The organism is Pedobacter ginsengisoli (assembly GCF_030244015.1).
Classification (GTDB): domain Bacteria; phylum Bacteroidota; class Bacteroidia; order Sphingobacteriales; family Sphingobacteriaceae; genus Pedobacter; species Pedobacter ginsengisoli.
The window spans coordinates 227,726-253,431 of sequence record NZ_JASSYX010000002.1; the positions used below are offsets into that span (position 1 = coordinate 227,726).

General features: G+C 43.8%; 15 protein-coding genes. 13 read left to right on the forward strand and 2 right to left on the reverse strand.

The window, feature by feature from the left end; all coding sequences use genetic code 11:
* Positions 1-5: 5 nt before the first annotated feature.
* The gene (locus tag QEP08_RS08160) at positions 6-854 is read right to left on the reverse strand and encodes a DUF2911 domain-containing protein (protein ID WP_285057209.1); all 849 of its coding nucleotides are present in this window, start codon (positions 852-854) and stop codon (positions 6-8) included.
* A gap of 92 nt (positions 855-946) precedes the next feature.
* Between QEP08_RS08160 and QEP08_RS08165 the strand changes: the two genes are divergently transcribed.
* Complete coding sequence (locus QEP08_RS08165) at positions 947-3,574, forward strand: M1 family metallopeptidase (protein ID WP_285057211.1); 2,628 nt, start codon at positions 947-949, stop codon at positions 3,572-3,574.
* Here the strand turns inward: QEP08_RS08165 and QEP08_RS08170 are convergent, their stop codons facing one another.
* The gene (locus QEP08_RS08170; RefSeq protein WP_285057212.1) at positions 3,575-4,360 is read right to left on the reverse strand and encodes a hypothetical protein; all 786 of its coding nucleotides are present in this window, start codon (positions 4,358-4,360) and stop codon (positions 3,575-3,577) included.
* A gap of 115 nt (positions 4,361-4,475) precedes the next feature.
* On the opposite strand from QEP08_RS08170, the gene QEP08_RS08175 reads away from it, so the two are divergent.
* The 12 genes from QEP08_RS08175 to QEP08_RS08230 all read left to right on the forward strand — a co-directional run bounded on the left by QEP08_RS08175 (position 4,476) and on the right by QEP08_RS08230 (position 25,671).
* Complete coding sequence (locus QEP08_RS08175) at positions 4,476-5,804, forward strand: cytochrome ubiquinol oxidase subunit I (protein ID WP_285057214.1); 1,329 nt, start codon at positions 4,476-4,478, stop codon at positions 5,802-5,804.
* Between the two features lie 3 nt (positions 5,805-5,807).
* Complete coding sequence (locus tag QEP08_RS08180; protein WP_285057216.1) at positions 5,808-6,827, forward strand: cytochrome d ubiquinol oxidase subunit II; 1,020 nt, start codon at positions 5,808-5,810, stop codon at positions 6,825-6,827.
* Between the two features lie 253 nt (positions 6,828-7,080).
* A complete protein-coding gene (locus QEP08_RS08185; RefSeq protein WP_285057217.1) occupies positions 7,081-7,953 on the forward strand; it encodes a hypothetical protein in 873 nt (290 codons plus the stop codon).
* Positions 7,954-7,991: 38 nt separating this feature from the next.
* On the forward strand, positions 7,992-10,856 hold the full coding sequence (locus QEP08_RS08190; protein ID WP_285057219.1) for a TonB-dependent receptor: 2,865 nt from the start codon (positions 7,992-7,994) through the stop codon (positions 10,854-10,856).
* Positions 10,857-10,948: 92 nt separating this feature from the next.
* Positions 10,949-13,858 (forward strand): ligand-binding sensor domain-containing protein, encoded by a 2,910-nt coding sequence (locus QEP08_RS08195; protein WP_285057221.1) that lies wholly within the window; start codon positions 10,949-10,951, stop codon positions 13,856-13,858.
* A gap of 221 nt (positions 13,859-14,079) precedes the next feature.
* Positions 14,080-17,205: a SusC/RagA family TonB-linked outer membrane protein gene (locus QEP08_RS08200; RefSeq protein WP_285057222.1), complete on the forward strand. Its 3,126-nt coding sequence runs from the start codon at positions 14,080-14,082 to the stop codon at positions 17,203-17,205.
* 96 nt (positions 17,206-17,301) lie between these two features.
* Positions 17,302-18,837, forward strand: coding sequence for a RagB/SusD family nutrient uptake outer membrane protein (locus tag QEP08_RS08205; protein WP_285057224.1), 1,536 nt, complete (start codon positions 17,302-17,304; stop codon positions 18,835-18,837).
* A 294-nt stretch (positions 18,838-19,131) separates the two neighbouring features.
* On the forward strand, positions 19,132-20,532 hold the full coding sequence (locus tag QEP08_RS08210) for a glycoside hydrolase family 30 protein (protein ID WP_285057226.1): 1,401 nt from the start codon (positions 19,132-19,134) through the stop codon (positions 20,530-20,532).
* Positions 20,533-20,542: 10 nt separating this feature from the next.
* Positions 20,543-22,306 carry a cellulase family glycosylhydrolase gene (locus tag QEP08_RS08215; RefSeq protein ID WP_285057228.1) on the forward strand — a complete coding sequence of 588 codons (1,764 nt, stop codon included), beginning with the start codon at positions 20,543-20,545 and terminating at the stop codon, positions 22,304-22,306.
* An 89-nt stretch (positions 22,307-22,395) separates the two neighbouring features.
* Positions 22,396-23,505 (forward strand): cytochrome c3 family protein, encoded by a 1,110-nt coding sequence (locus QEP08_RS08220; protein WP_285057230.1) that lies wholly within the window; start codon positions 22,396-22,398, stop codon positions 23,503-23,505.
* An 8-nt stretch (positions 23,506-23,513) separates the two neighbouring features.
* Positions 23,514-24,695 carry a multiheme c-type cytochrome gene (locus QEP08_RS08225; protein WP_285057231.1) on the forward strand — a complete coding sequence of 394 codons (1,182 nt, stop codon included), beginning with the start codon at positions 23,514-23,516 and terminating at the stop codon, positions 24,693-24,695.
* 211 nt (positions 24,696-24,906) lie between these two features.
* Positions 24,907-25,671, forward strand: coding sequence for a PI-PLC domain-containing protein (locus tag QEP08_RS08230; RefSeq protein WP_285057233.1), 765 nt, complete (start codon positions 24,907-24,909; stop codon positions 25,669-25,671).
* Positions 25,672-25,706 lie beyond the last annotated feature (35 nt).

Genomic DNA, 25,706 nt, shown 5'->3' on the forward strand with positions numbered 1-25,706 from the left:
TGATCTTATTTCTTTGCTTCTGTCAGCAATGCATTGTTTAGTCTGATGTACTCAGGGTTTTTAATCTCAGTAGCAATTTTCAAACCTTCTTCCGCAGTTTTCGCAGCGGCTTTTTTATCACCCATTTTAAGCTGGACACGGGCCTTCCATAGTTTAACCCATGGTGCTTTTGTGTTGTCAGCGTCAGCAGCATTCATCCACTCCAATGCTTTGTTCAGGTCTTTTCCGTTCTCCAGGTAATATTGTGCAGCTTGAAAATAGGGCTTCTTGTCTCCTTTCATGGCTTCATCTATACCGGCCATCACTTTAGTGTCAACATCGGTGCTCAGGCCAACTGAAACAGCCGTGTTTTCCCAGGACAATAGCAGTCTGGCGCTGGTTGGATATACATCAGCCAACTGAATGGTAAAAGTCTCCACTTTATCTTTGAGCTTTGCAGCTTTTACTTTAACCCGCAGCACATCATCACTTTCTTTATACTCATAAGCGCCCCACTGTTTAGCGCCTTTATTGATGATGATCGTCCATTCGTTTTGGCCTGGAATGGTAAACAAGCCATATTCGCCGGCTGCTAAATCTTTACCTTCGATCTTTACAGCTTCGGTAAATGCAATTGTAGTTGCCGAGTTTGCTCCCGTGCGCCATACCGCATCATAGGGTTCCAGTCCGCCAAAGATCTTGCGCCCTTTAACATTTGGACGCGAATAGTTAATAGAGATTGTTCCTAGTCCGAAGGCTTGGGTGAGGGTTTGAGTAGTGCTTGCCTGCGGCATTTTTAGATTTTGTGCCTGAAGGTCAAACTGTAAACCGACTGCCATTGCTACAAGCAACAGCGTTTTCAATGTAGTTTTCATACGAATTAATTATTATGAGTTTGTTTCTGCTAAAATAAGCTTAATAGATGATTAGTTGATCAAAATTTCGTGTCCTCTGATAAACTGGGGGGATGAATTATAAAATCATTACCTATTTTCGCCATATGGCTAAGCGTAATAATTATTTACTGGTCTTTCTTTTGTTTCTGTGCGCCTGCGACAGTGTCAAAAAAGGAATGATTTACAAGGAGATAGCAGTTGCTCCCGGTCCTGAATTAGAATCAGGAGTTTCCCGCCGGCTGGCAGAATACCGCAAAATGGTGATAAAAGACATCAGCTACAACCTGGCACTGGATATTCCGAGGCTGAAAAAAGATAAAATTGGTGCATTGGAGGTGATCAGTTTTCACCTGAACATTAATCGGTACCCTTTACAGTTAGATTTTAGAGAAGATGCATCAAAAATAAAATCGTTTAGGGTGAATGATAAGACTGTAGCAGTAAAATACCAGGACGAGCATCTGATCATAGCACCGGAATACATGGTATTGGGCAAAAATAAAGTTGAACTGAATTTTGAAGCTGGTGAAGGTGCGTTGAACCGAAATGAGAACTATTTATACACTTTGTTTGTTCCGGACCGGGCCAGGACTGTTTTTCCCTGTTTTGACCAGCCTGACCTCAAAGCGACTTATACACTGAAGCTGGAGCTGCCAGCTAACTGGAAAAGCATCGCTAATGCAAGCGTTAAGGATTCGATAGTAACCGGTGACAGAAAAACTGTTTATTACAATACTTCAGATACAATCAGTACCTACCTGTTTGCTTTTGCAGCAGGTAAGTTTGAAAAGGCCACCGGACAGTTGGCAAAAGGAGAAGCTGAGTATTTATACCGGGAAACAGACACTGCAAAAATAAAACAAAGTATAAAGGAAGCGTTCGCTATCCATACCTCTTCATTAAAATTCCTGGAAGAGTGGACAGGGATTCCTTATCCTTTTCAAAAGTTTGGTTTTGTCGCTATACCAGATTTTCAGTTTGGGGGTATGGAGCATCCGGGTGCGATCCAGTATAAAGCATCCGCAATGTTTTTGGACGGAGGAGCAACTAAAGATCAGCTTGATGTCAGAAGTAATGTCATTGCCCATGAGACTGCGCACATGTGGTTTGGCGACCTGGTCACCATGAACTGGTTTACTGACGTCTGGATGAAAGAGGTGTTTGCCAATTTCATGGCGGATAAAAGCATGGAATCTGTTAGGGGTAAAGCTGTTTTTGACCTGAAGTTTTTATTGGATCATTTTCCGGCAGCCTATGCAATAGACCGCACTCAGGGTTCTAACCCGATAAGACAGGACCTAAATAATCTGAAAGATGCCGGGAGCTTGTACGGAAACATCATATACCACAAAGCGCCGATCATGATGCGACAGCTGGAACGACTGATGGGTAAGGAGAGGTTTCAGCAGGGGGCGAGAGAATACCTGCATAAGTTTGCTAATGGCAATGCGTCCTGGCCGGATCTGATTAGCATCTTAGATAAATATTCGGATGCCGATCTGCAGAAATGGAACAAAGTATGGGTAAACGATACCGGCAGACCTGTCATAGACTATGTGCTGGAGCAAAAGAACAATAAAATCACTAAACTTACAATCAGTCAGACACCTGAATATGGGGATAACCGGGTTTGGCCGCAATTGTTTGAAGTTAAATTTTATTATGCTGATCATAGCAAAGAGCTCATCATAAACCTGAACACTGATAAGACCGATATAAAGGAAGCAGAGGGTATGGCTGTGCCGCTATTCGTGCAGTTTAATTCCTCAGGCCAAGGATACGGACTATGGCCGGTTGATGAAAAAATGCTTACGGTGCTTTATGATATCGCCGACCCGCTCAACAGGGCATCCGCTTATATCTCTTTGTACGAAAATATGTTGAGCCGACGGGCTGTTACACCAAAGCAGCTTCTTGATTTATTTACAGCCGGCTTAAAAAAAGAAAAAGAAGAACTGAACGTCAAACTGCTGACCGGTTATCTGGCCAATGTGTACTGGGAGTTTCTTACAATGCAAGAACGAAAAGTATGGTCTGCTAAACTGGAGGAATCACTTTGGGAGGCAATAAAATATCAGACCTTACCGAATAACAAAAAGTTGTTATTTAAAGCCTTCCAGGATGTTTTTTTATCTAAACGTGCCTGGAGCAGGCTCCATGAGGTTTGGGCTGCCCAGGAGGCTCCTCAGGGAATAAAGCTAACAGAAGATGATTATACATCGCTGGCTTTCTCCTTAGCTTTAAGAGCAGATACAGGTGCTGGAATACTAAAAAAACAATTGGCAAGAATTACAAACGCAGACCGAAGGAAACGGTTTGAATTTATAGCCCCGGCAATTTCAGCAGATGAAGCCATCAGGGACGATTTTTTCCGAAGCCTTGCGCAGAAGACCAACAGGGAAAAAGAGTCTAATGTAGTTGCTGCATTGTATTACCTGCATCATCCTTTGCGACAGGCAACGTCGACAAAATACCTGTCTGAAAGCCTTGCTTTGCTCACTGAAATACAGGCAACGGGTGACATCTTTTTCCCTCAAAACTGGCTGCAGGCCATCTTCGGTTATTATCAGAGTGCTGAAGCAGCCCAAATCATCAAAGAGTTCTTAAAGCAAAATCCCAATTATAATCCGAAGCTGAAAACGAAGATACTGCAAGCTACGGATCATGTTTTCAGAGCTCAGGAACTGTTAAGAAATTAGTTACTGCTTAAGTTCTGCGTAGGTTATTTTAAATGTTTGCTTCCTGTTATGTGTTGTGATCATGAGCTTTGATGGGTAGTTATCCGCGTTATATTCATAACTATAAGTTATATTTTCCAGGGGAGTCTCAGTTCCGGAGCTACTCAATATATTATTTTGACTGGCGCTAAAGAATGGATATCTGATTTCCAAAACCAGTCTTTCCAGACAATTAATATGTTTAAATATTCCATTTTTAAGGTCGTATGTGTACTGCAGATTTTTTGATCTGCCCGGGTAATTTGACTGGATCTGAGCCGTGACATTTCCCAACGAGTAAGTCAGGGCCGATTCGCAGAAAAGTTCTCCGTTATCCTTATAAAATCTGATTTTGCCAAGCTGCTGGTTCTGGTCATAATCGAGTATATAATAACCTGTTGGCGTGAACACCGGACCGTTTTCATCAAAGGACCTTGCTTTGGGCATCCCTTCCTTGTCTTTCACATAATCAATGAGCTGAATAGGCTTGTTGTTCTTCATTTTTTTTATTTCATAAGGCTGTTGATTTTTATAGGTGATGGTCATCATATGGCCATCGGATCCTGAAATTTCAATCAGATTCGCAGTTTTTTCCTCGTATTTAAAAGTGAGCTGCAATTCATCAGACTCAAATTTTAAGGGTACAAATCTTTTTACAGGTTGTTCGGTCGGAATCCCGGTTTCCTCTTTTTTTTTGGAAGAGATCTTTTTACAGGCTGTAAAAAATAAAAAATGCCCGGCAAGCACAAGTTTCAAAGTCAGTTTCATAGAAATTCGTTTTTTATGATAAATAATAATTCGGGTAAACTATATACAACTGGTCCAACCTGGCAAGTTTATTTAATCATTTTGTTTATTTTTGTGGCTCCAATCTTACCCTTCTATGGATGATTTCTTAGCTGCCCGCCTTCAGATGGCTTTTTCCCTTGGCTTTCATATCGTATTTGCTTGTATCGGGATGGTCATGCCCTTTTTTATGTCTGTTGCTCACTTTTATTGGCTTAAGACTAAGAAAACGGTTTATAAAGATGTAACAAAGGCATGGAGTAAAGGAGTGGCTATATTTTTTGCCACCGGAGCAGTTTCAGGCACGGTGCTGTCATTTGAACTGGGCTTGCTCTGGCCAACATTTATGGAGCACGCAGGACCGATATTCGGAATGCCGTTTTCTCTTGAGGGAACGGCTTTTTTTATAGAGGCCATAGCACTTGGATTTTATATGTATGGCTGGGACAAGCTCAATGTCTGGTTTCACTGGGTCACCGGTGTCATTGTAGGCATCAGCGGATTGTTATCAGGAATACTGGTAGTTGCAGCAAACGCCTGGATGAACAGTCCCTCCGGATTTGACTATTTGGACGGCAAATACCTGAATATCGATCCGATAGCAGCTATGTTTAACGATGCCTGGTTTTCGCAGGCACTTCACATGTCACTGGCGGCATTTGTCTCCACTGGTTTTGCTGTGGCAGGAGTTCATGCATTAATGATATTGAGGGGAAGAAACGTAACTTTTCACAGCAAAGCTTTTAAGATAGCCGCTGCATTTGGGACAGTTGCAGCTTGCCTGCAGCCCATCAGCGGCGATATATCTGCAAAGGATGTAGCGCAACGGCAGCCTGCAAAGCTGGCGGCTATGGAAGCGCACTTCCATACAGAAAGGAACGCCGCCCTGCTGCTGGGAGGAATACCTGACACCGCAGGCAAAAAGGTTAATTACGCCATAAAGATACCCGGACTGCTGAGTTTTATGGCCACTGGCGATTTTAATAAAGAGGTAAAAGGTTTAGACAGCATTCCCAAAGATGAGCATCCGCCGGTCGCTGTAACTCATTATGCTTTTCAGATCATGGTAGGACTGGGGATGCTGATGGTACTGATCGCCATATTATACTTTATTGCTATATTTAAGAAAAGGCAATGGCTCAGCAGCAAGTGGCTGTTGAGACTCTTTATAGCGGCAACCCCGATCGGTTTTATAGCACTGGAGGCAGGCTGGACAGTCACTGAAGTTGGCCGGCAGCCGTGGATCATTTACGGAGTAATGCGTACTGCTGATGCCATGACCCCAATGCCGGGAATAGTTTATTCATTTTACTTGTTTACGGCTGTGTATGTCTCCCTGGCTATTATAGTTACTTTTTTATTATACCGGCAGATCACAATGGTTGGAAAACTATACGATTCATCCTTAAAACAAACTAATTCCTAAGCTATGATCTATGTTGTAATTGTATTTCTCTGGACATCAATTTTACTTTATATCCTGCTTGGGGGCGCCGATTTTGGTGCAGGGATCATTGAACTGTTTACTTCAAAAGCCAACCAGGCTAAGACGCGTAAGACTATGTACAATGCCATAGGGCCGATATGGGAGGCAAACCACATGTGGCTGATCATTGCTATTGTGATCTTATTTGTCGGTTTTCCAAAAATATATACCACTGTTTCTATTTACCTGCATATTCCATTGGTATGCATGCTGTTGGGGATCATCGCACGCGGGACAGCATTTGTGTTTAGAAATTATGACGCTGTTAAAGACGATATGCAAAGACTATATACCCCGATATTCATGTATTCCAGTCTGATTACGCCCTTTTTTTTGGGGATCATAGCTGCAAGTTCAGTTTCAGGAAAGATTGATCTGCAGGCAAAGGACTTTTTATCGGCATATGTTTACAGCTGGTTAAACTGGTTTTCAATTTCAGTAGGTGTTTTTACTGTGAGCATATGTGGTTTTTTGGCGACAATTTTCATTATTGGCCAAACTGATACTGAACAGAGCAGACTTCATTTTATAAAAATGGCGAGAAGAACGATTTATGTTGTCATGTTTTCCGGAGCATTGGTGTTCCTCGCAGCTTACCTTGAGCGCATCCCGTTAACCGACTGGATCTTTGGTGATATTCCCGGACTGATTGCCATTGTTGCAGCTAGTATATCCCTTGTGATCATGTTTATAGCACTGAACCGGGACAAACCGATTCTTTTACGGCTACTGGCCGGATTTCAGATCACGATGATCCTTTTTGCTGCTACTTATACACATTTCCCTGATATTGTTTTGTTGAAAAACGGACAGAACCTTTCCTTGCTGAGCCACCAGGGTCAGGCAAGGGCCATCGAATCCCTGGCATATGCCCTGCTTATCGGAAGTGTATTTATCTTACCTGCTCTGGTTTACCTGATTTACATTTTCCAGGTGAGAAAGGATAATGCCGGAAGTCATTAATACACCTGATTAATTTGTAACAAATTAAATGATGTTATACCGGTTAATGGCTTAGATAGGAGAGGCAAACATATGCAATTCCCGTTTTTTATGGTCTTTTTGTAACAAATTAGACTGATAAAGTGTGAAAGATTATTTTTATAGTTAATTCGCAGCCTCATTCGTAAACTGAAACTTCAGATGAGAATTAAACCTAAACAAGTTTGATAAGTCATATTACGAAACCAACTAAAAGCAAACATTTTCGCTGAATATGAAAAAGGGATTTTTTAAAATTACAATAGGTACATTAGGCATTACGGCTCTTAGTTTGACGGCACATGCTCAAAAGGTCAATGAATTGCAGGAGGTGAGTATACTAGCCCCGCATGCGATTAAAATTGACGGAAAGAATTTTGAATGGAAAGACGCTGATTTTTCGGTAAACAAACGTACCTCAATCTCCTATATCATGAGTAATGATGATAAGAATCTTTATCTCGTCATCAAGTCTACTGATGTACCTAATAATTCAAAAATAATGGCAGGTGGCATTACTTTGTCAATAAATCCTGACAGTAAAAAGAAAGAAAAAGAGAGTATCACGCTTACTTATCCCGTAATTAACAGGACAGGTGGAAGGGGCCAGGGTGGTGGCATGAGAAGGATCGGCGGTTTCGGTGGGGGTGGCGCGCAGCCAAATGCAAAGGAAAGGGACTCTATGATGGCTGCTATGCAAAAAACTCAGCTTGCACAGGCCAAAGAAATTAAAATCAAAGGGTTTAAAACTACCACTGATACACTGATCTCGATTTATAATGAGTATAGTATAAAGGCATTCGCAAATATAGACAAGGACAACGCTTTCTTTTATGAACTGCAGATTCCGTTGGATGCCCTGGGCATTTCTAAAGACGTACCCAAAGAATTTGCTTATAATATTAAGTTAAACGGTTTGCATCTGCCCGGATTAGATGGAGGTGGTTTTGGTAGCGGTGGCGGCCGGGGTGCAGGCGGAGGTGGTTTTGGCGGAGGCGGCAGAGGTCCTGGCGGAGGAGGTGGCCGTGGTCCGGGTGGCCGAAATTTCGATTTTCAGGCCATGATCAGTCCGACAGACTTCTGGGGAAAATACACCATCAAAAAGTAACCGCTTCAAAAAGACACACAAATTAACCATACATACAGATGAATTTTCTCTACCAGGTCACGGCCCAAAAGCTGCAGCCCATTTTTTGCGCCTGCATGCCTGTTAAGGCTTTCAGGAATGGCTCCTTTTTTTGCCTCGCCATGCTTTTTTCCAACGGTCTTATGGCGCAGGACAGGCCAAAAACTGAAACACCTCCGCCTTTGCCGACCAGAGAGATCAGCGGAATTGTAAAAGACAGTACCGACCTCGGTGTAATTGGCGCTACCGTAAGCCTTACTTCGGCCAAAGACACCGTCAAAACCAGTACAAACAGTGACGGTATATTTATATTTAAAAACATAAAATCAGCAACTTATACCATTGTTGTTCAGAGCATAGGATACGCCAGTACGCCTCCGATGCGTTTCAAGCAAAATGACCTGGCTCCAAGGATTGTGATGGATCCCATCATCCTGAAAGAGAAGAAAAACACACTGAATGAAGTAGTGATCAGCGGTACACCTTCTATTACCTACAAAACGGATACTGTTGAATATAAGGCGAGTGATTATATTGTTAGAAAGAATGCTACCGTTGACGAATTGCTGAAAAAAATGGAAGGTATGGAAGTGGGCAGTGACGGCACTCTGGTCCATAACGGGGAATCGGTGGTAAAGGCAAAAGTGAATGGTAAAGATTTTTTAGGTGGTGATATCGCAAATGCCATCAAGAACCTGCCTGCTGAAATCGTAGACAGAATTCAGATTGTGGATGATTATGGGGATCAGGCTGCACGAACGGGGGTTAAGGACGGTGATCCGTCCAAAATTTTGAATATTACAACACGAACTGATAAATCTGTTGGTAATATGCTGCGGTTAAACAGTTCAGCGGGCAATAAGGACCGGTTTGAAGCAGGGCTATTTGGCACCCGTATCAACGGTAACCAGCAAATTGGCGTAAGGGGCAATTTCGAAAATACGGTAAACGGTATAGCAGGTTCTGAAGGTGGAGGTGGTGGTAATGGTACCACCAAGGCTGGGGGTGGGTCTGTAAGTATCCGTGACAAGGTAGGCAAGAAATTAGAATACAATTTCAATTACCGTTTCAATGGCCGGGGTACCAATTCACTGAATGAATCTGAGTCCCTCCTTTACAGTACCACAGAAGACGGAACTTTTTCGACCCATACATTAAGCGCCAGTCAGGGAGATAATAATACAAGTAGTCATGATCTCAAATTGGAGCTTGAAGCTGAGCTGGATTCTAATAATTTTCTGCGTTTTATCCCTACTTTCAGGTATAACTCCTCTTCTAATGTGAGGACTTCAACAACGTTTCAAACCGGACTACGCCACCAAAACCGTACAAGTAATAGCAACAATGACAACAAAACTCCCGAAATTGGAGGTTCAATCTTTTATCAGCATACCTTTAATGGGAACAGGAGAAGAAATCTTTCTATTCAGGCAGACGCGAATAACAATGATTATGAAGCGGAGCAAGCCCAACTGCAAAACATCCTTTTTCTGAATGATGCCGATTCGGTAATACTTGATTCCCTTGTAAACAGGATAGTGGCCCGAAAGAACCTGAGGAACAATTATCGGGGAAGTTTAACTTATGTGGAGCCTCTGGGTACAAATACGCAACTGGAGTTCAACGGCCAGATCAACTACAACGGATATGACAATAATGCTACTACGAGGAACGTTACACCAGCAGGACTATCTCAGGTCATAGACTCATTGAGTAACATTTACAAATATTCATTTACCCAGGGTCGTGTGGCCCTGAATTTCAGATACGGCATGAGCAGCAGCTCAAAAATCAGATTTTCAGCGGGTATAACCGGCGTTCCTGCTGTATTATCAGGTACAAAACTGAGCTTAGGTACGACTATTAACAGGCATAGCTTCAATCTGATACCGATCGCAAGACTTGAATATCTCTGGTCCAGACAACACAGAATTTCTATGAACTATTCGGGTAATGCCAATGAACCTACATTTGACCAGATCCAACCGGTAAGGGATGTGACCAATCCGCAAAATCCTGTAATAGGTAATCCCGATCTGATGGCTTCATTTACTCATACCATAAGGGCAGACTACAATAACTATATCGCGAATTCAAAACTGAATTTTAATGTGAATTTAAACGCTAATTTCTTTGATAATTCAGTGATCCGTAGCAATGTCGAGATTCAGGATCCGGGTGTTGTCCTAAAACCTGGCGAGAGACCGGTTTACATTACTGAAACCCGTTTTGTAAATATGAACGGAGCTTATCGCTTAGGCGGTAATTATAACATCAGCAAACAGCTGGACAACAGAAAGTATAACCTGGCCTTCCGTGGTTCAGTGAATTACGACCACAGACTTTCACTGAATAAGCAAATACTGAATGTAAATATACTGAAGAGCTTTCAGGAACGATTTGGACCGAGGATCACACCAAATGACTGGCTTGAAGTGGCACCAAGTGTTTCATATAACGTCACTACATCAAGTAACTCGAATCCAGACTTCAGAGGCTTTACAACCCGGACTACCGCTTTAAATATCGAGGGCCGGTTTTATTTGTGGGAAACCAACATTTTTGGTTATGATGCCAGCAAGAATTTTGTTAGCGGAATAGCTCAGAATGTAACGAAGAACCCTTTTGTGATTAACTTTTATGTAGAGAAAGAACTATTTTCGCGCAGAGGGAAAGTTACATTGCTGGCCTATGATATCTTAAATCAGAACAATTTCCTGATTCAGGAGCAACCGACAAACGGCGGTTACATCAATACCAAAACCAACCCTAACAGTCGCTATTTTATGCTTCGGCTCAGCATGAACCTCCAAAAATGGACCGGAGCACAGGGCCGCGGCGGCAGAGGAGTAATGCGCAGGGGCGACGGCAGCTTCATGAACTAGGCACCTGCTTTAGGACTTAAGTAATTTATTGTTAAAAAATCCCGTATTTTGTGTCCTCACATAAAATGCGGGATTTTTGTTTGCAGCCAAATATGAGAAGAACCCTATTGTATATTTGTTTATTGTGCTGTTTCGTTCACTATAAGAGTCAGGGACAAATAGCTACACCGCAGATTATCAACTATAACAACGACCAGTACAAAGCAGGTATCCAGAACTGGGATCTGGCCCAGGATAAGAACGGAATCCTGTATTTTGGGAACAACGAGGGTCTGCTCACATTTAACGGGAAATTTTGGAACCTCATCCGGCTCCCGAATCTTACCTCTGTAAGATCTGTGGAAATAGATTCAAAGAACAGGATCTTTGTTGGCGGTCAGGATGAAGCCGGATATTTCTTCCCCGGTAAGAACGGCATCCTGGAATACCACTCAATTGTCCCTTTATTACCAGAGAAATACCGGAAATTTGCGGACATTTGGAATGTTTGTATTCTGAATGATGTCGTTTTATTCAGGTCAACAAACATAGTCTTTTTCTATAAGGATGGGGCAATAAAGGCATACAAACCTGAATCGTCCTGGAAATTTGCAGGAACTGCCAATGGTCAGTTTTATGCAGAATCGAGACACAATGGCTTGATGGTCTACGACAACGGCAGCTGGAAAAACTATTGCAATGACCCTATATTTAATAAGTCTGCTGTTACGTCCATAATGCCTTACAGCGGAGATACGCTGCTGGTCTCCACACTAAAGAGCGGCCTTTTTCTAATGCATAAAGGCAAGCTTACGTCCAAACCTACCGATTTCGACCAGGTCTTCTATAACGACAGGATCTATTGTGCCAGTCAGATCGATAAGAACAACTACATTATCGGTACTACCTCCGCAGGGGTCATCATGATGAGCAAATCGGGCAAGCTCATTCAGAAATACAATTACAAGGATGGCCTGCAAAATAACAACGTAAGGGCCTTTATAACCGATAAAAGCAAAAACCTCTGGCTGGCACTTGATGACGGTATAGACTACGTTGGAATCAACAGCGCCATTAAGAATATCTTTCCGGATAAAAACAAGCAGATCACCAGCTATGCTATACGTATCTTTAAACAAAAGCTCTTTATCGGAACCTCAAATGGCCTTTACATTACGGGCATAGACCCAAAGCAGCAAGACGTAAGCTTGTCGAAAGCGTCTTTTTCTGAAGTAAGTAATTCAAAAGGACAAGTATGGAATCTTGACGAACTCAACAATCAGTTGCTGATGGGACATGAGGATGGCTTTTATGTCGTTGAGGACAACCAAGCCCATCAGATCTACAACATACCTGGGACTTGGCTCTTTGAGCCTGTTTCCCGTGTATTTCCGGCACATGATGTCATCGCAGGAACCTATATGGGCTTGCAGAAGATCACTTTTGACGGTGGTAAATTCAGCAATGGCGGCGTTATTCAGGGTCATACAGAATCACTGAGGTTTATTGCTTTCGATGGCGAAAGCAATCTCTGGGCTTCACATCCTTACCATGGCGTGTATAAGATCCAGCTGTCCAGGGACTTGAAGAGAATAATCAAATATACTTTATACGCTGACAAGGACGGTCTCCCATCTCATTTGTACAATTACCTATTCAAAATAAAAGACAGGATCGTAGTCGCGACTATAAAGGGCGTCTACGAATACGATCCGAAAACCAATAAGTTTAAGGTTTTCTCTCTGCTGTACGCGGCATTTAGAGACATGAATCTCCAGTACCTCAAGGAAGACAATAAAGGGAACATCTGGTTTGTATCCAACAAGCGAGTGGGCGTACTTGATTTTAACCGGCCAGGCAAAAAACTTCCCTATTCGGTTCAATTTTTTCCTCAGTTAGACGGAAAAGTCGTAGGTGGTTTTGAAAACATTTACGCACATAATAATGAAAACGTTTTTATAGGTGCCAATAAGGGGGCTTATCATCTGAATTATAGCAAATATCTTCACAATTCTTCAAAACCTGATGTGCTAATCGGAGACATCAGGTTAATGGGTAAGAAGGATAGCCTGATCTTCGGAGGGTACTTTATAAAAGACGGTCAGGTAATAAACCATGAGATGGTTAAATCGGAAATAGAGCTCGATAATGAATTCAACTCTCTTCATTTTGAATACTCCTCTACTTTATTCGAGCAGCTGGGAAATATTGAATATAGCTATCAGCTGAGGGGTTTTGATAAGGACTGGTCACCATGGAGCCAGAAAAGTGAGAAAGACTATACCAACCTGCCTGCGGGGAGGTATATCTTTAAGGTAAAGGCCAGAAACCGATTGGGCAATGAGTCTGAAATAAAGAACTATTCCTTTGAGGTTTTACCTGCATGGTATGACACCATCTGGATGTACCTGTGCTATGTCTTTCTATTGGGAGTGGTCATCTATCAGTTCTTTAAATGGCAAAAGAAAAAACATGTTTTGGCCCAGGCCCGATTGAGCTACCTACACCAGCTCGAAATGGACAGATCTGAAAAAGAGATCGTACGCCTGGAATATGAAAAGCTGGAAGCTGATGTCAATTATAAGAACAGGGAACTGTCTACCATGACCATGCACCTGCTGCAAAGGGGCAAGGTGTTGGCCAAAATTAAAGACGTCATTTCACTGGTGATCAAAAACCACGACATCAACGACAGCTCACCAAGTTTCAGACACCTGATCCGGCTGATCCGCGATGTAGAAAAAAGCGATCAGGACTGGGAAAATTTTGCTATGCATTTCAATACAGTAAATACCAACTTCTTCAATAAGCTCAAAGACCAGTTCCCAGACCTAACGCCAAATGAACTCAAGCTTTGCGCTTACCTCAAAATGAACCTGTCTACCAAGGAGATCGCGCAGCTGATGAACATCACCATTAAAGCAGTAGAGGTCGGCAGGTACAGACTGAGGAAAAAACTCCACATTCAGCCGGAAACGAATCTCTACGATTTCCTGATCCAGGTGTCCCGCGGTGCTGAGTAGATGACAATATTTTAAATATTTGTAAATCAATTGTTTGTATGATCTATGTAGTGGCGATGTAGTATTCGTTATTGCATGAATTTACCAAAATTCAGGTTGTTGTAGGGGTGGTGTAGGGGTATGTATATGTTACAATTCCCCAATCCGCATATAGATTTGGTATTACTGTAACCGCCAGGTAACAGTGAGCTAACCAAATATATTAACCAAAAACAAATCGTATGAGCCAAAGAATTACGTTTATTTTTCTCATCTCCTGTTTGTTGATTTTTCCTGTTGCACTTCACGCGCAGAACATCAATGTAAAAGGAAAGGTGACAGATCAAAGTGGATCTCCATTGCCCGGAGCAACCATTAAGGTACAAGGTACCAACATCGGAACATCAACAGATGCTACCGGAAGTTTTACAATTTCGGCACCTTCAGGCGCAAAGCTAACCATCACGCAATTGGGGATGGTCCCACAAACGATTACAGTCACTTCAGCAGGACCGCTTACCATCTCCCTTACTGAAGATTCTCAGGCACTGGGAGAAGTCGTGGTTGTAGGTTATGGTACACAAAAGAAGAGCCTGGTTACTGGATCAATATCAAGTGTAAAGGCCAAAGATCTCGAGACCATGCCAATTAACAGGATTGAACAGGCATTACAGGGCAGAACTTCGGGATTGACTATTGCTGCCAATAATGGTCAGCCTGGCAGTGCATCTACCGTGCGGATCCGCGGCTTCACTTCTTTTGCCAGAGATGGTAATAACAATCCACTTTGGGTGGTCGATGGAGTGATTGTGGACAATGGCGGTATAGGCTATTTAAATCAATCAGATATAGAGTCAATCGAGGTACTTAAAGATGCCGCTTCACAGGCGATCTATGGTGCAAGAGCGGCAAACGGGGTTATCCTTGTCACAACTAAGCGTGGTAAAGCGGGTGCTCTCCAAGTGAATTATAATGGTTTCTACGGAACTTCATCAGCTGCAAAAAAGCTGGACCTGTTAAATGCAAGAGATTACGCAATGATCAGGAATGAAGCAGCCTTAAACACGAATCCTGCTGCTGCGGTTCCTTTTGCTAACCCTTCTGCTCTTGGAGAGGGCACAGACTGGCAATCGACAATCTTTAACGACGATGCACGCAGACAGACCCATGAATTCAGTATTTCAGGAGGAGGGGATAAATCTACATTTTACACTTCTTTTGGTTACATCGCGCAGGACGGCATTGTCGCCAGTGAAATCTCCAAATGGAACAGGGCAAACGTCCGGTTAAATTCTACACACAAGCTGGCCAAATGGATCACGGTGGGTGAGAATCTTGGTTACAGCCATTCAGTAAACAGCAGCCTGGGCAATACCAATAATGAATTCGGAGGCCCCCTGAGTTCAGCGATAGGACTGGATCCAACAACGCCATCCATTATTACCGATCCGGATGTGGCGTCAAAAGCGCCATATACAACACCAAATGCGGTAAAAGATGCCAGCGGCAATTTTTATGGGTTATCTCCATGGGTAGGACAGGAGCTGATCAATCCGCTGGCATACATCCAGACCAGGATAGGTAATTATAATTGGGATCACAATATCGTGGGTAATGCATTTGCGGAAATTAGGCCGATTGCAGATCTGACCTTCAGATCTACACTTGGAACCAAGATTGCCTTCTGGGGTGATGACGCATTCAACCCGGTAGCCTATTTCAATTCTTCAAATAACAGGACAAAGAACTCCTTCGTAAGAAGATGGAGAAATGCACTGAACTATAACTTTGAAAATACTTTAAGCTACAGTAAGAAATTCGGAGAACATAACTTTACTGCCCTTGTTGGTCAGGGTTTTTATCTCGATGAGAACAATAAGGAGATGAATGTCACCTACAACAATGTCATAGCCACAAACTTTAAAGAAGCGAACCTAAATTACCTTCCGCTGGCAACAGACCGGTCAGTTGACGGAAGAGACAATACCGTTCATAAAGTGAACTCCCTGTTTTCACGTATTTCTTATGATTATGCAGAAAAATACCTTTTTACAGGTATCATCAGAAGGGACGGTTCCTCAAGATTCGGCCCGGACAACAAGTTTGGATATTATCCTTCCTTCTCCCTAGGATGGGTACCAAGCAATGAAGGATTCTGGAAAGAAAACAAAGTTGTCAATTTCTTAAAGCTGCGCGGCGGCTACGGTGTGACGGGTAACGACCAGATTGATGACTTCAGATACGTGGCACTGGTAAACAGTGGCAGAAACTATACTTTTGGAACAGGTGATGCCAGTTCAATCGGATGGAGCCCGGCAGCTCCGTCCAATCCGAGTCTGAAATGGGAAGAAACAAGGTCTACCAATATTGGATTTGACGCAACATTGTTAACCGACTTTACGCTGGCTTTTGAAGTTTACAAGAAGAAGACAGTAGGTATCCTTCAATATCCATTTATTCCGCAATATCTCGGATATGCAGGCGCACCAGCACAGAACATCGGTGACATGGAAAACAGCGGTCTGGAGATCGAGCTGGGCTACCGTAAAAAACTTGGCGAAGTGGATTTTAACTTAAACGGTAACATCTCCTTCCTTAAAAATAAGATCACCAAGCTTGATATTGGCAAAACCTTTATTGAAGATGAAGCACAAAGCTTTCAGGGAATGGGCAACATCACCAGGACAGGGCTGGGAAGGTCATTTAATGAATTTTATGGCTATGAAACTCTTGGGATTTTCCTAACTCAGGCCGAGGTGGACGGCTATTTGAGCCCATCGGGGGCTAAGCTTCAGCCAAATGCTAAACCCGGTGATGTAAAATTTGCGAATCTGAACGGCAACGATCAGATTGAGGCAGGAGACAGGACATACCTGGGGACCCCGCTTCCTAAATATACCTACGGACTGACTTTGAACCTTGGTTACAAAAACTTTGACTTTGTGGCATTCGGCAGCGGGGCGGGCGGAAACATGATCTTCCAGGGGTTGCGACGTCTGGACGTGACATTCGCAAACTGGCAAACAGATATTTTGAGCAGGTGGACACCGTCAAATCCTTCTTCAACCATGCCCAGAGTAGTCGAAAAAGACGACAATAAGAACAATACCAACTTTACAAGAAGGTACCTCGAGAAAGGTGATTACTTCAGGTTGAAAACACTTCAGGTCGGGTACAATATTCCAGGAAATGTTACACAGAAAATCGGAGCGCAGAAAGTACGCGTGTATATAATGAGTGAAAACCTGTTTACCGTTACAAAATACACTGGTTTTGATCCTGAGATCGGCGGGACGGTATTTGGTATCGACAAGGGGATCTATCCTCAGGCACGCTCATTCATGATTGGCCTTAATGTTGGATTTTAATAAGCAATAGTATGAAACCATCATGATTTTTCAAACCAAACAGCAGGATGAAAATCCGATAGCTTCATCACAGTTGAACAACAAATTATTAAACAGATGAAAAATAACATAAAATATATCATTGCGCTCCTTGTAAGTGCACAGCTTTTAGGATCGTGTAAAAAAGATCTTGAAACAAACCCCCGGGAGCGGATTCTGGAATCTAATTATTATGAAACTCCCGAGCAGGCTTTTAACAGTTTGGTATCTGTATACGACATCGTTGGAAACCAATCCAGCGGGTACTTGACCAGGCTCAATATATTTGCATCCGGATCGGACGATCACTATGCAGGCGGTGACTCACCTTCAGATCTTGGTGACCTTCAGGCGATGAACAATTATACTGTCAGCTCGCTTTCAGGTGCCCCTTCACATTTGTGGTCTAAGGGATTTACGGGGGTTTACCGTGCAAATACCTTTTTATCAAAAATAGAAGGGATCGCAATGGACGCAAATGTGAAAAAAAGATACATTGCAGAAGTGAAAATGCTGCGTGCATACTTTTATTTTGACTTGGTCAGGATATTCAAAAACATCCCGCTGATCCTGCAACCGGTAGAGCCAAGCCAATGGTATAACATAGAGCAGGTGCCGCCGGCCGATGTTTACAACCAGATTGAAGCAGATCTTAAACTGGTCACACCGGATTTGCCGCTTACCGTTCCTAGAAATACGGAAGGTGGAAGGATGACTCAGGGAGCTGCGCACGCATTGCTCGGCAAAGTATACCTCTGGCAGCAAAAATATTCGGAAGCAGCAGCGGAATTTCAGGAGATCAACGGACCCACGCCGGGTGCCGCCGCAAGCAAATACGGTTATAAGCTAATGGATAACTTCGCTGACCTCTTTAAGCTTGCCAATAAATTTAACAGCGAATCGATATTGGAAATCTCTTATAACAGTACATCCAATATGGCTTGGGGAACAGTGGGCAGCGGCGAAGGCAACGTGGCTGGCATCATGTCCGGTCCAAGAAACTATGTAGCCAAAATTCCTGATCAGGCACCCGATTATGTATCAGGTTGGAGCGTCATGCCATTTACCCAGGAATTTTTTGATCTGATCCATTTTGATCCCCGCAATAAACCTACGGTAGCGAACCTGGACAGTCTGGAAAAGGCAGGAATTGTGACCTATAAGCATGCAAATGACAACACGGGTTTTTTTGTAGAAAAATATGCGGGGAGACAGTCTACAAAAGCAAACATTGGCCAGCTGGAATTGAACTTTCCATATAACCTCTATGATATCCGGCTTGCAGATACTTATCTGATGGAGTCAGAGGCTTTATTGAAAAGCGGGGCCGCTGTCGGGGCCGGAAGCCGAGCCTATATCACCTTAAACGCAGTCCGGGCGCGGGTAGGATTAAATCCTGTAGCGGTAACCATGGATAACATCATGAAAGAGCGCCGCATTGAACTGGCAGCAGAAGGACAACGCTGGTTTGACCTTGTTCGCTGGGGCCTCGGGCCGGCTAAACTTGGCTTTAAGGGATTTAAGGCCAATAAGAATGAAACCCTGCCAATTCCCAACGCGGAATTGAACAATACAAAAATTATTCAAAGCAAAGAATGGGGCGGAACTAAATAAGATCACAATTTGATCTGTTTGTCATTGCGAGGCACTCATGAAATAAGTTCAGGGTGCCTCTTAATGACGACATCGTCAGAAAAACAGCGACACACCAAAACAAATCAGACCAGCACATCATATGTTTGACATCACGAACATTTCAAAAATCAAATTATCAGGAGTCCTGGCCGTCATTGTCATGAACCGGACAAAAGACGAAATTCCTTACTATCTTTGGATAAATGGGGAGGCAGCAGAAACCAAAAGTCTGCCACATTCAATATCAACATTCATCATACAATAAGGACGCTCATGAAATTGAAGAATACTGCCGTTTTATTTGGTTTGCTGTGCACTCTTTCAGCATTTAATGTCGCCGCCCAAAAAGAAGTGGATGTCTGGCTCACCAGTTCGGACCGTTCCGCGTTATTTACGCAGCAAAAGAACCTTGCTTTTACCAACCAAACCAACAATAATCCTAGTATTGAAATCAACGAAAAAGAGACATATCAATCTATTGATGGCTTTGGCTATACGCTGACAGGCGGCAGCGCGCAGCACATCATAAAAATGACTGCGCCGGCCCGGGCAAAGCTCTTAAAAGAACTGTTCGCTACTGATGGCAATAACATAGGTGTAAGCTATATCAGGTTGTCCATAGGCGCTTCAGACCTCAACGAAAAAGTATTCTCTTACAATGATCTTTCCGAAGGACAAAAAGACCTTGAACAAGCTAAGTTTGACCTGGGGCCGGACCGTGCCGATGTCATCCCTGTCATGAAAGAGATCCTGGCCATCAACCCGAAGATCAAGATCCTGGGTTCGCCCTGGTCGCCGCCTTTGTGGATGAAGACGGCCTACGATGCCAGGGGCGGACAGCTAAAGCCGCAGTACTATCAATCTTACGCCTCTTACTTCGTAAAGTATGTGCAGCAGATGAAAAAGGAAGGCATCCGGATTGATGCAATCACCGTTCAGAACGAGCCTTTGCATCCGGGAAATAACCCGAGCATGCTGATGGTCGCTCCGGACCAGGCCACCTTTATTAAAAAACACCTTGGCCCCGCTTTTAAAAAAGCAGGTATAACTGCCAAGATCATCTTATACGACCACAATGCCGACCGGCCGGATTATCCGATCAGTATTCTGGATGATCCCGAAGCCAATAAATACATCGACGGATCAGGTTTTCACCTGTATGGCGGAAGCATAGAAGCCCTGACCGATGTGCACAATGCGCATCCGGACAAGCACATTTACTTTACCGAGCAGATGGTCATTGAAAATCCAAACGACAAAGAGATCAATATCACCAACCCGGTCCGCAGGCTGATCATCGGCGCGACCAGGAACTGGAGCCGGAATGTGCTGGAATGGAACCTTGCTGCTGACCCGGAAAACAAGCCCTTTACTGACAGGGGCGGCTGTCCGATGTGCCAGGGTGCAGTGACAATCAACGGTGACAATTATACCCGGAACCTCGCCTATTACTCCATCGGCCATGCTTCCAAATTTGTTCGCCCGGGTTCCGTACGCATTGCTTCAAATGACCTGAAGGGCCTTCCTAATGTGGTATTCAGGACACCAGACGGCAAAAAGGTGTTAATCGTGGCCAATACTTCAAATGAAAGCCAAACCTTCAACATCAGCCTCGGTGGAAAAACAACGACAGCGAGCCTCAACAAAGGCTCGGTAGCGACTTATATCTTTTAAACATCAGAACATGCGCTTTAAAACATTAGAAATCATTTTTTCCGTCGCTGTGGTGATGCTCCTCGCATCCCCTGAGGTTCAGGCACAGGGCTTTCTGAAAGCCGATGGAAAGCGAATTGTGAATGAAAAAAAAGAAAACGTATTGCTTAGGGGCGTCGGGCTGGGCGGCTGGATGCTCCAGGAAGGGTACATGCTGAAAATTCAGGATGAAGGCCAGCAATACCGAATCAGGGAAAGAATAACGGAACTGATGGGCGAAAGGCAGACACAGGAATTTTACGACTTGTGGCTGAGTAACCATACCCAGAAAATCGATGTAGATTCTATGAAAGCATGGGGCTTCAACTCCATCAGGCTGCCCATGCATTTTAATCTCTACACACTACCTGTCGACAAAGAACCTATAGCCGGGCAAAATACCTGGCTGGATAAAGGATTTGCACTGACAGACAGCCTCCTGTCCTGGTGCAAAGCCAATCAGATGTACCTGATCCTGGACCTGCACGCAGCGCCCGGCGGACAAGGAAATGACCTCAATATTTCAGACCGGGACCCTTCCAAGCCCTCTTTATGGGAAAGCGAAGCCAATCAGCAGAAGACCATAGCCCTCTGGAAGAAACTCGCAGAAAGATATGCCGATGAACCATGGATAGGTGCCTATGACATCATCAATGAGCCCAACTGGGGCTTTCAGGACCTGAAGAACGATAAGAACGGTATAAAAGAAAAGGGTAATGTTCCTTTGAAAAAACTAATGGTCGACATCACCAAAGCCATCCGTGAAGTAGACAAAAAACACATCATTATTATTGAAGGCAATGGCTGGGGCAATAACTATAGTGGTATTCTGCCTGCCTGGGACGATAATATGGTACTCAGCTTTCACAAATACTGGAGTCATAACGATCCTGCTTCTGCAGACCACATTGTTAAAATGCGGGACCAGTACAACATGCCAGTCTGGCTTGGTGAGACCGGAGAGAATTCCAATGTCTGGTTTACCGAAGCCATACGTCTGTTTGAAAGCAACAACATCGGCTGGGCCTGGTGGCCCCTGAAGAAAGTTGGAGCCAACAATCCCATGGAGATCAGGTCCAATCTGAACTACAATGCTGTAGTCCGATACATGAACGGCAAAAGCAATAAGCCGAAAGAAAGTAACGCCTACAGCGGCTTGATGGAACTTGCGGCCTATACCAAACTGGAGAGCACCATTATCCACCGCGATGTGATCGATGCCATGATGCGTCAGCCTTTTTCCGCTGAAACCAAACCCTTTAAGCAGCACATCATTAAAAATAATTCGATAGTGAACGCAGTGGATTATGACCTTGGCAGAAACGGAATGGCTTATTTCGACAAAGATACGGCCGATTACCATGTATCAACGGGCAAATACAGTGCAGGCAATAAAGGCCGTGTATATAGAAACGACGGTGTCGACATCAGCAAAGATTCGCTGAAATATGAAACTTATTATGTGAGCAGCATAGAGCCTGGAGAATGGCTGCAGTACACTGTCGATGTTAAAAAAGCAGGAAATTATACACTAAAGCTGTGTATCGCCTCAGATGACGATAAAGCAAAGATCTCGGTCCTCCTGAACGGAAAAGCTGTAACAGCGGAAACCCAACTCCCAAATACCGGCGGATTAAAAACTTTTCAGTCTGTCGAACTTAGAAACATTCCATTTAAAGCTGGAAAACAGGTTTTACGGGTGCGAGCAGATACGGGTTATTTCAATTTTAGCTATATTCAGTTCGTTGAACAATAAAAGCTACAAATTGGATTATGAAAGGTAAAGGACGTCTACTCCTTATATTAAGCATTATATCAGTACTGGTGATCATTTTTTCACAATGTATGAACTCAGAGCCGGAACTTAAAGCTGCCGAAACCACCCGTGCAGGTGCAGAGACCTGTAAACAATGCCATCAGAAAGTATATGACAACTACCTTCATGACAAGCATTCTATAACTTCCCGGCCGGTAAAAAACGATGACATTGTGAAAAACGCAATACCCAAATCTGATGCTTATCCGTTTACAAAAGAACTGAAAGTTGTGGTGGAAAAACGGAAAGATGGAATGTACCAGGTAGCTTATTTTAATGGCGAAAAGGGTATAGCAAGACGTTTTGATGTCGCTTTCGGATCGGGCAAGAATGTTTATACTTATGGGTCATGGACCGGCAATGGTATGGCACAATTGCCTTTGTCATATCTGAGGTCAATCAACGACTGGGTAAACAGTCCAAAATTCCCTAAAGACAGACCCTATTACTTTCAGCCGGTAGAACCGAGATGTTTTGAATGCCACAGCTCAAAGCTCGAATATACGCCTATTGAAAATAAGGGCCTTTCCGTAGGTGTGAAAATGGAAGAAAAGTCATTGATCTATGGTATAGATTGCGAACGTTGCCACGGACCTGCCGGTCAGCATGTTGAATTTCACATCAAAAATCCTGAAGAGAAGCAATCCAGATACATCACACTTTATAAGTCGCTGACCCGGAAACAGAAAATTGATGCCTGTGCGGTATGCCATTCCGGAAATTCCCAGCATAAACTGCAGCCGACTTTCGGTTATAAACCCGGCGAGGACCTTGCTGCGTACTACGCAGAGCGGGCTGATCCAGTTTACGCAGGAGCGGAGCCTGACGTACATGGAAACCAGGTACACCTGATGGAAAAAAGCCAGTGCTTCATTCAGAGCAAAAGTCTAGACTGTAGTACCTGCCATAACCCTCATTCGTCTCAAAAAGAAGGGCTTACGGTTTACTCTAAAAAATGTATGTCCTGTCACGCAACTATAAAACACTCAGAAAAAACATTGTCCAATGCCATGGTAAAAACCAATTGTATTGATTGCCATATGCCTTTGCAGCCCTCAGAACTGATCAGTTTCCAGCAGGCCGGGCAAAAGGATGTGACGCCGTACATGCTGCATAACCACCGCATCGCGGTATATTAACCGGAAATATGAAGGGCGGGGGACGTTTGGTGCTGATATTTGGCTTGATAACAGCCCTGATCATCTGCTTTGCTCAATGTATGGATTCCGGAAAAGAACTAAAGGCGACAGAAACCAGTATTGCCGGAGCGGAGACCTGCAGGCAGTGTCACCAGCAGGTTTACGCAAATCACCTCCGAGACCCGCATACCCATACTTCGCACTCTGTATTGGTTGATGATCCTTTAAACCATACAGTTCCCCGGTCCAATACATTCGAATTTAATAAACGGCTGAAAGTGCTGGTCGAAAAAAGAAAGGGTGCCCTATACCAGGTGGCTTATCTCGATGGGCGGGAAACCATGGCTAGGCCCATGAACATTGCCATAGGCTCCGGCAAACATTCTTTTACTTTTGGATCCTGGAACGGCTCTATACTTCATCAGCTGCCTTTGTCCTATTTCAGGTCGGTAAACAGTTGGGCCAACAGCCCGGGTTTTCCTTCAGATAAAGCTTATTTCACGAGATCACTGCAGGTAAAATGCCTCGAATGTCACAGTTCCTACATCCGGCACACCATCGAACAGACTTCGGCCCTAGCGGTAAAAGAGAAGCTGGTCAAAAAATCCCTCGTTTACGGTATAGATTGCGAACGCTGTCACGGCGCGGCAGGCAAGCATGCAGAATTTCACCTCAAAAACCCTGAGGTCCAGCAGGCAAAGTATGTGGTGCTATACCGCTCGCTGACCCGCAGGCAAAAGCTGGACGCCTGTGCAGTCTGTCATTCGGGTGCCGCACAGGAAGAACTCAAATCTACGTTTGGCTACCAGCCTGGTGAAGATCTGAATGAATATTTTGGTCATGTACCCGGGGTTAGTGCAGAATCAGAGCCGGATGTACACGGCAACCAGATCCAGATGCTGTCACGGAGCAAGTGCTTTACCAATAGCACCACTATGGATTGCGGTACCTGTCATAGTCCTCATTCTGTTCAGAAAGAGGGATTTGCAGTATATTCAAAAAAATGCATTTCCTGCCACGCGGAAATAAAGCATTCTGTAAAGACCCTGGCCAATGCCATGGTAAAAACCAATTGCATAGATTGTCATATGCCTTTGCAATCTTCAAAAGTCATCAGTTTTCAGCAGGCTGGACAACAGGGTGTGAGCGCTTACAAGCTTCATACCCATCGTATTGCGGTGTACCATTAGCGAATATGCTGAGTTTAGCCTGTGGTAATATCCATAACGACTTCACTGTGGTTTAATGACGGCTTCATTACAGGTATTGGACGGCTTTAGCCGAGGAAAACCCGTTATGGACCCGTTATGGAGCCGATATAAATATTAACGCAGGCATAACACATTACATTTGGTAGTAGAGAAATAATAACGGTATTTTGTTATAAATAAGAAACCATATATGCGGTCACTACTTTTTTTAACAATTGCCTGTCTGCTCTGCACCACGGGACTAGCGCAGGTCAGGCCCCTGTCAAATGCGCACGCACACAATGACTATGAACATAAGCGCCCGCTTTTGGATGCACTGGGTTTCGGCTTTACCAGTGTCGAGGCTGATATTTACCTGATCGGCAATGAGCTGTATGTCTCCCACAATTACCCAAAGGAACTGAAGGGGATTACCTTGAAAGAGCTCTACCTCGATCCGTTGCAGGCAATCTTACAGAAAAACAAAAATAAGGTTTATCCAGGTTATAATGGTGTTTTTTATCTCATGATCGACCTGAAAAGCGATGGTGTGACCACATACAATAAGCTGCATGAACTGGTTTCAAAATATCCGGAGTTTAAGAAAAATCCCAATTTCACGATTTTTCTGAGTGGGAAGGACCTGACTTATACCTTTAAAATGGAGGACAGGATTATGGCTGCCGACGGCAGGCCTAAAGACATTGGCGCTGGGTACGCCATCAGCGAGATGCCGGTGATCAGTGAATCTTTTTCAACGGTAACGGGTTGGAAAGGGAAGGCTGAACCCTCTGAAGCAGAGTGGGGGAAAGCGGAGGCATTTATAAATGCAGTACATATGGATGGCAGAAAATGCCGGCTTTGGGCAAGTCCGGATAATGAGGCGGCATGGACAAGGTTCCTGGGCTATAAAATGGATTTTATCAATACAGATAAGCTGAAAGAACTTGCTGAGTTTCTGGGCCGCACCAGGTAAGCTAAGCCCTGAGGAGAGGCATAGCCGCAGGAGAG

Coding starts and splice junctions, on each gene's coding strand:
- QEP08_RS08170 (WP_285057212.1), bottom strand. CDS start 4,360: ATGAAACTGACTTTGAAACTTGTGCTTGCCGGGCATTTTTTATTTTTT.
- QEP08_RS08210 (WP_285057226.1), top strand. CDS start 19,132: ATGAAATTGAAGAATACTGCCGTTTTATTTGGTTTGCTGTGCACTCTT.
- QEP08_RS08180 (WP_285057216.1), top strand. CDS start 5,808: ATGATCTATGTTGTAATTGTATTTCTCTGGACATCAATTTTACTTTAT.
- QEP08_RS08205 (WP_285057224.1), top strand. CDS start 17,302: ATGAAAAATAACATAAAATATATCATTGCGCTCCTTGTAAGTGCACAG.
- QEP08_RS08190 (WP_285057219.1), top strand. CDS start 7,992: ATGAATTTTCTCTACCAGGTCACGGCCCAAAAGCTGCAGCCCATTTTT.
- QEP08_RS08175 (WP_285057214.1), top strand. CDS start 4,476: ATGGATGATTTCTTAGCTGCCCGCCTTCAGATGGCTTTTTCCCTTGGC.
- QEP08_RS08160 (WP_285057209.1), bottom strand. CDS start 854: ATGAAAACTACATTGAAAACGCTGTTGCTTGTAGCAATGGCAGTCGGT.
- QEP08_RS08220 (WP_285057230.1), top strand. CDS start 22,396: ATGAACTCAGAGCCGGAACTTAAAGCTGCCGAAACCACCCGTGCAGGT.
- QEP08_RS08230 (WP_285057233.1), top strand. CDS start 24,907: ATGCGGTCACTACTTTTTTTAACAATTGCCTGTCTGCTCTGCACCACG.
- QEP08_RS08165 (WP_285057211.1), top strand. CDS start 947: ATGAATTATAAAATCATTACCTATTTTCGCCATATGGCTAAGCGTAAT.
- QEP08_RS08200 (WP_285057222.1), top strand. CDS start 14,080: ATGAGCCAAAGAATTACGTTTATTTTTCTCATCTCCTGTTTGTTGATT.
- QEP08_RS08215 (WP_285057228.1), top strand. CDS start 20,543: ATGCGCTTTAAAACATTAGAAATCATTTTTTCCGTCGCTGTGGTGATG.
- QEP08_RS08195 (WP_285057221.1), top strand. CDS start 10,949: ATGAGAAGAACCCTATTGTATATTTGTTTATTGTGCTGTTTCGTTCAC.
- QEP08_RS08185 (WP_285057217.1), top strand. CDS start 7,081: ATGAAAAAGGGATTTTTTAAAATTACAATAGGTACATTAGGCATTACG.
- QEP08_RS08225 (WP_285057231.1), top strand. CDS start 23,514: ATGAAGGGCGGGGGACGTTTGGTGCTGATATTTGGCTTGATAACAGCC.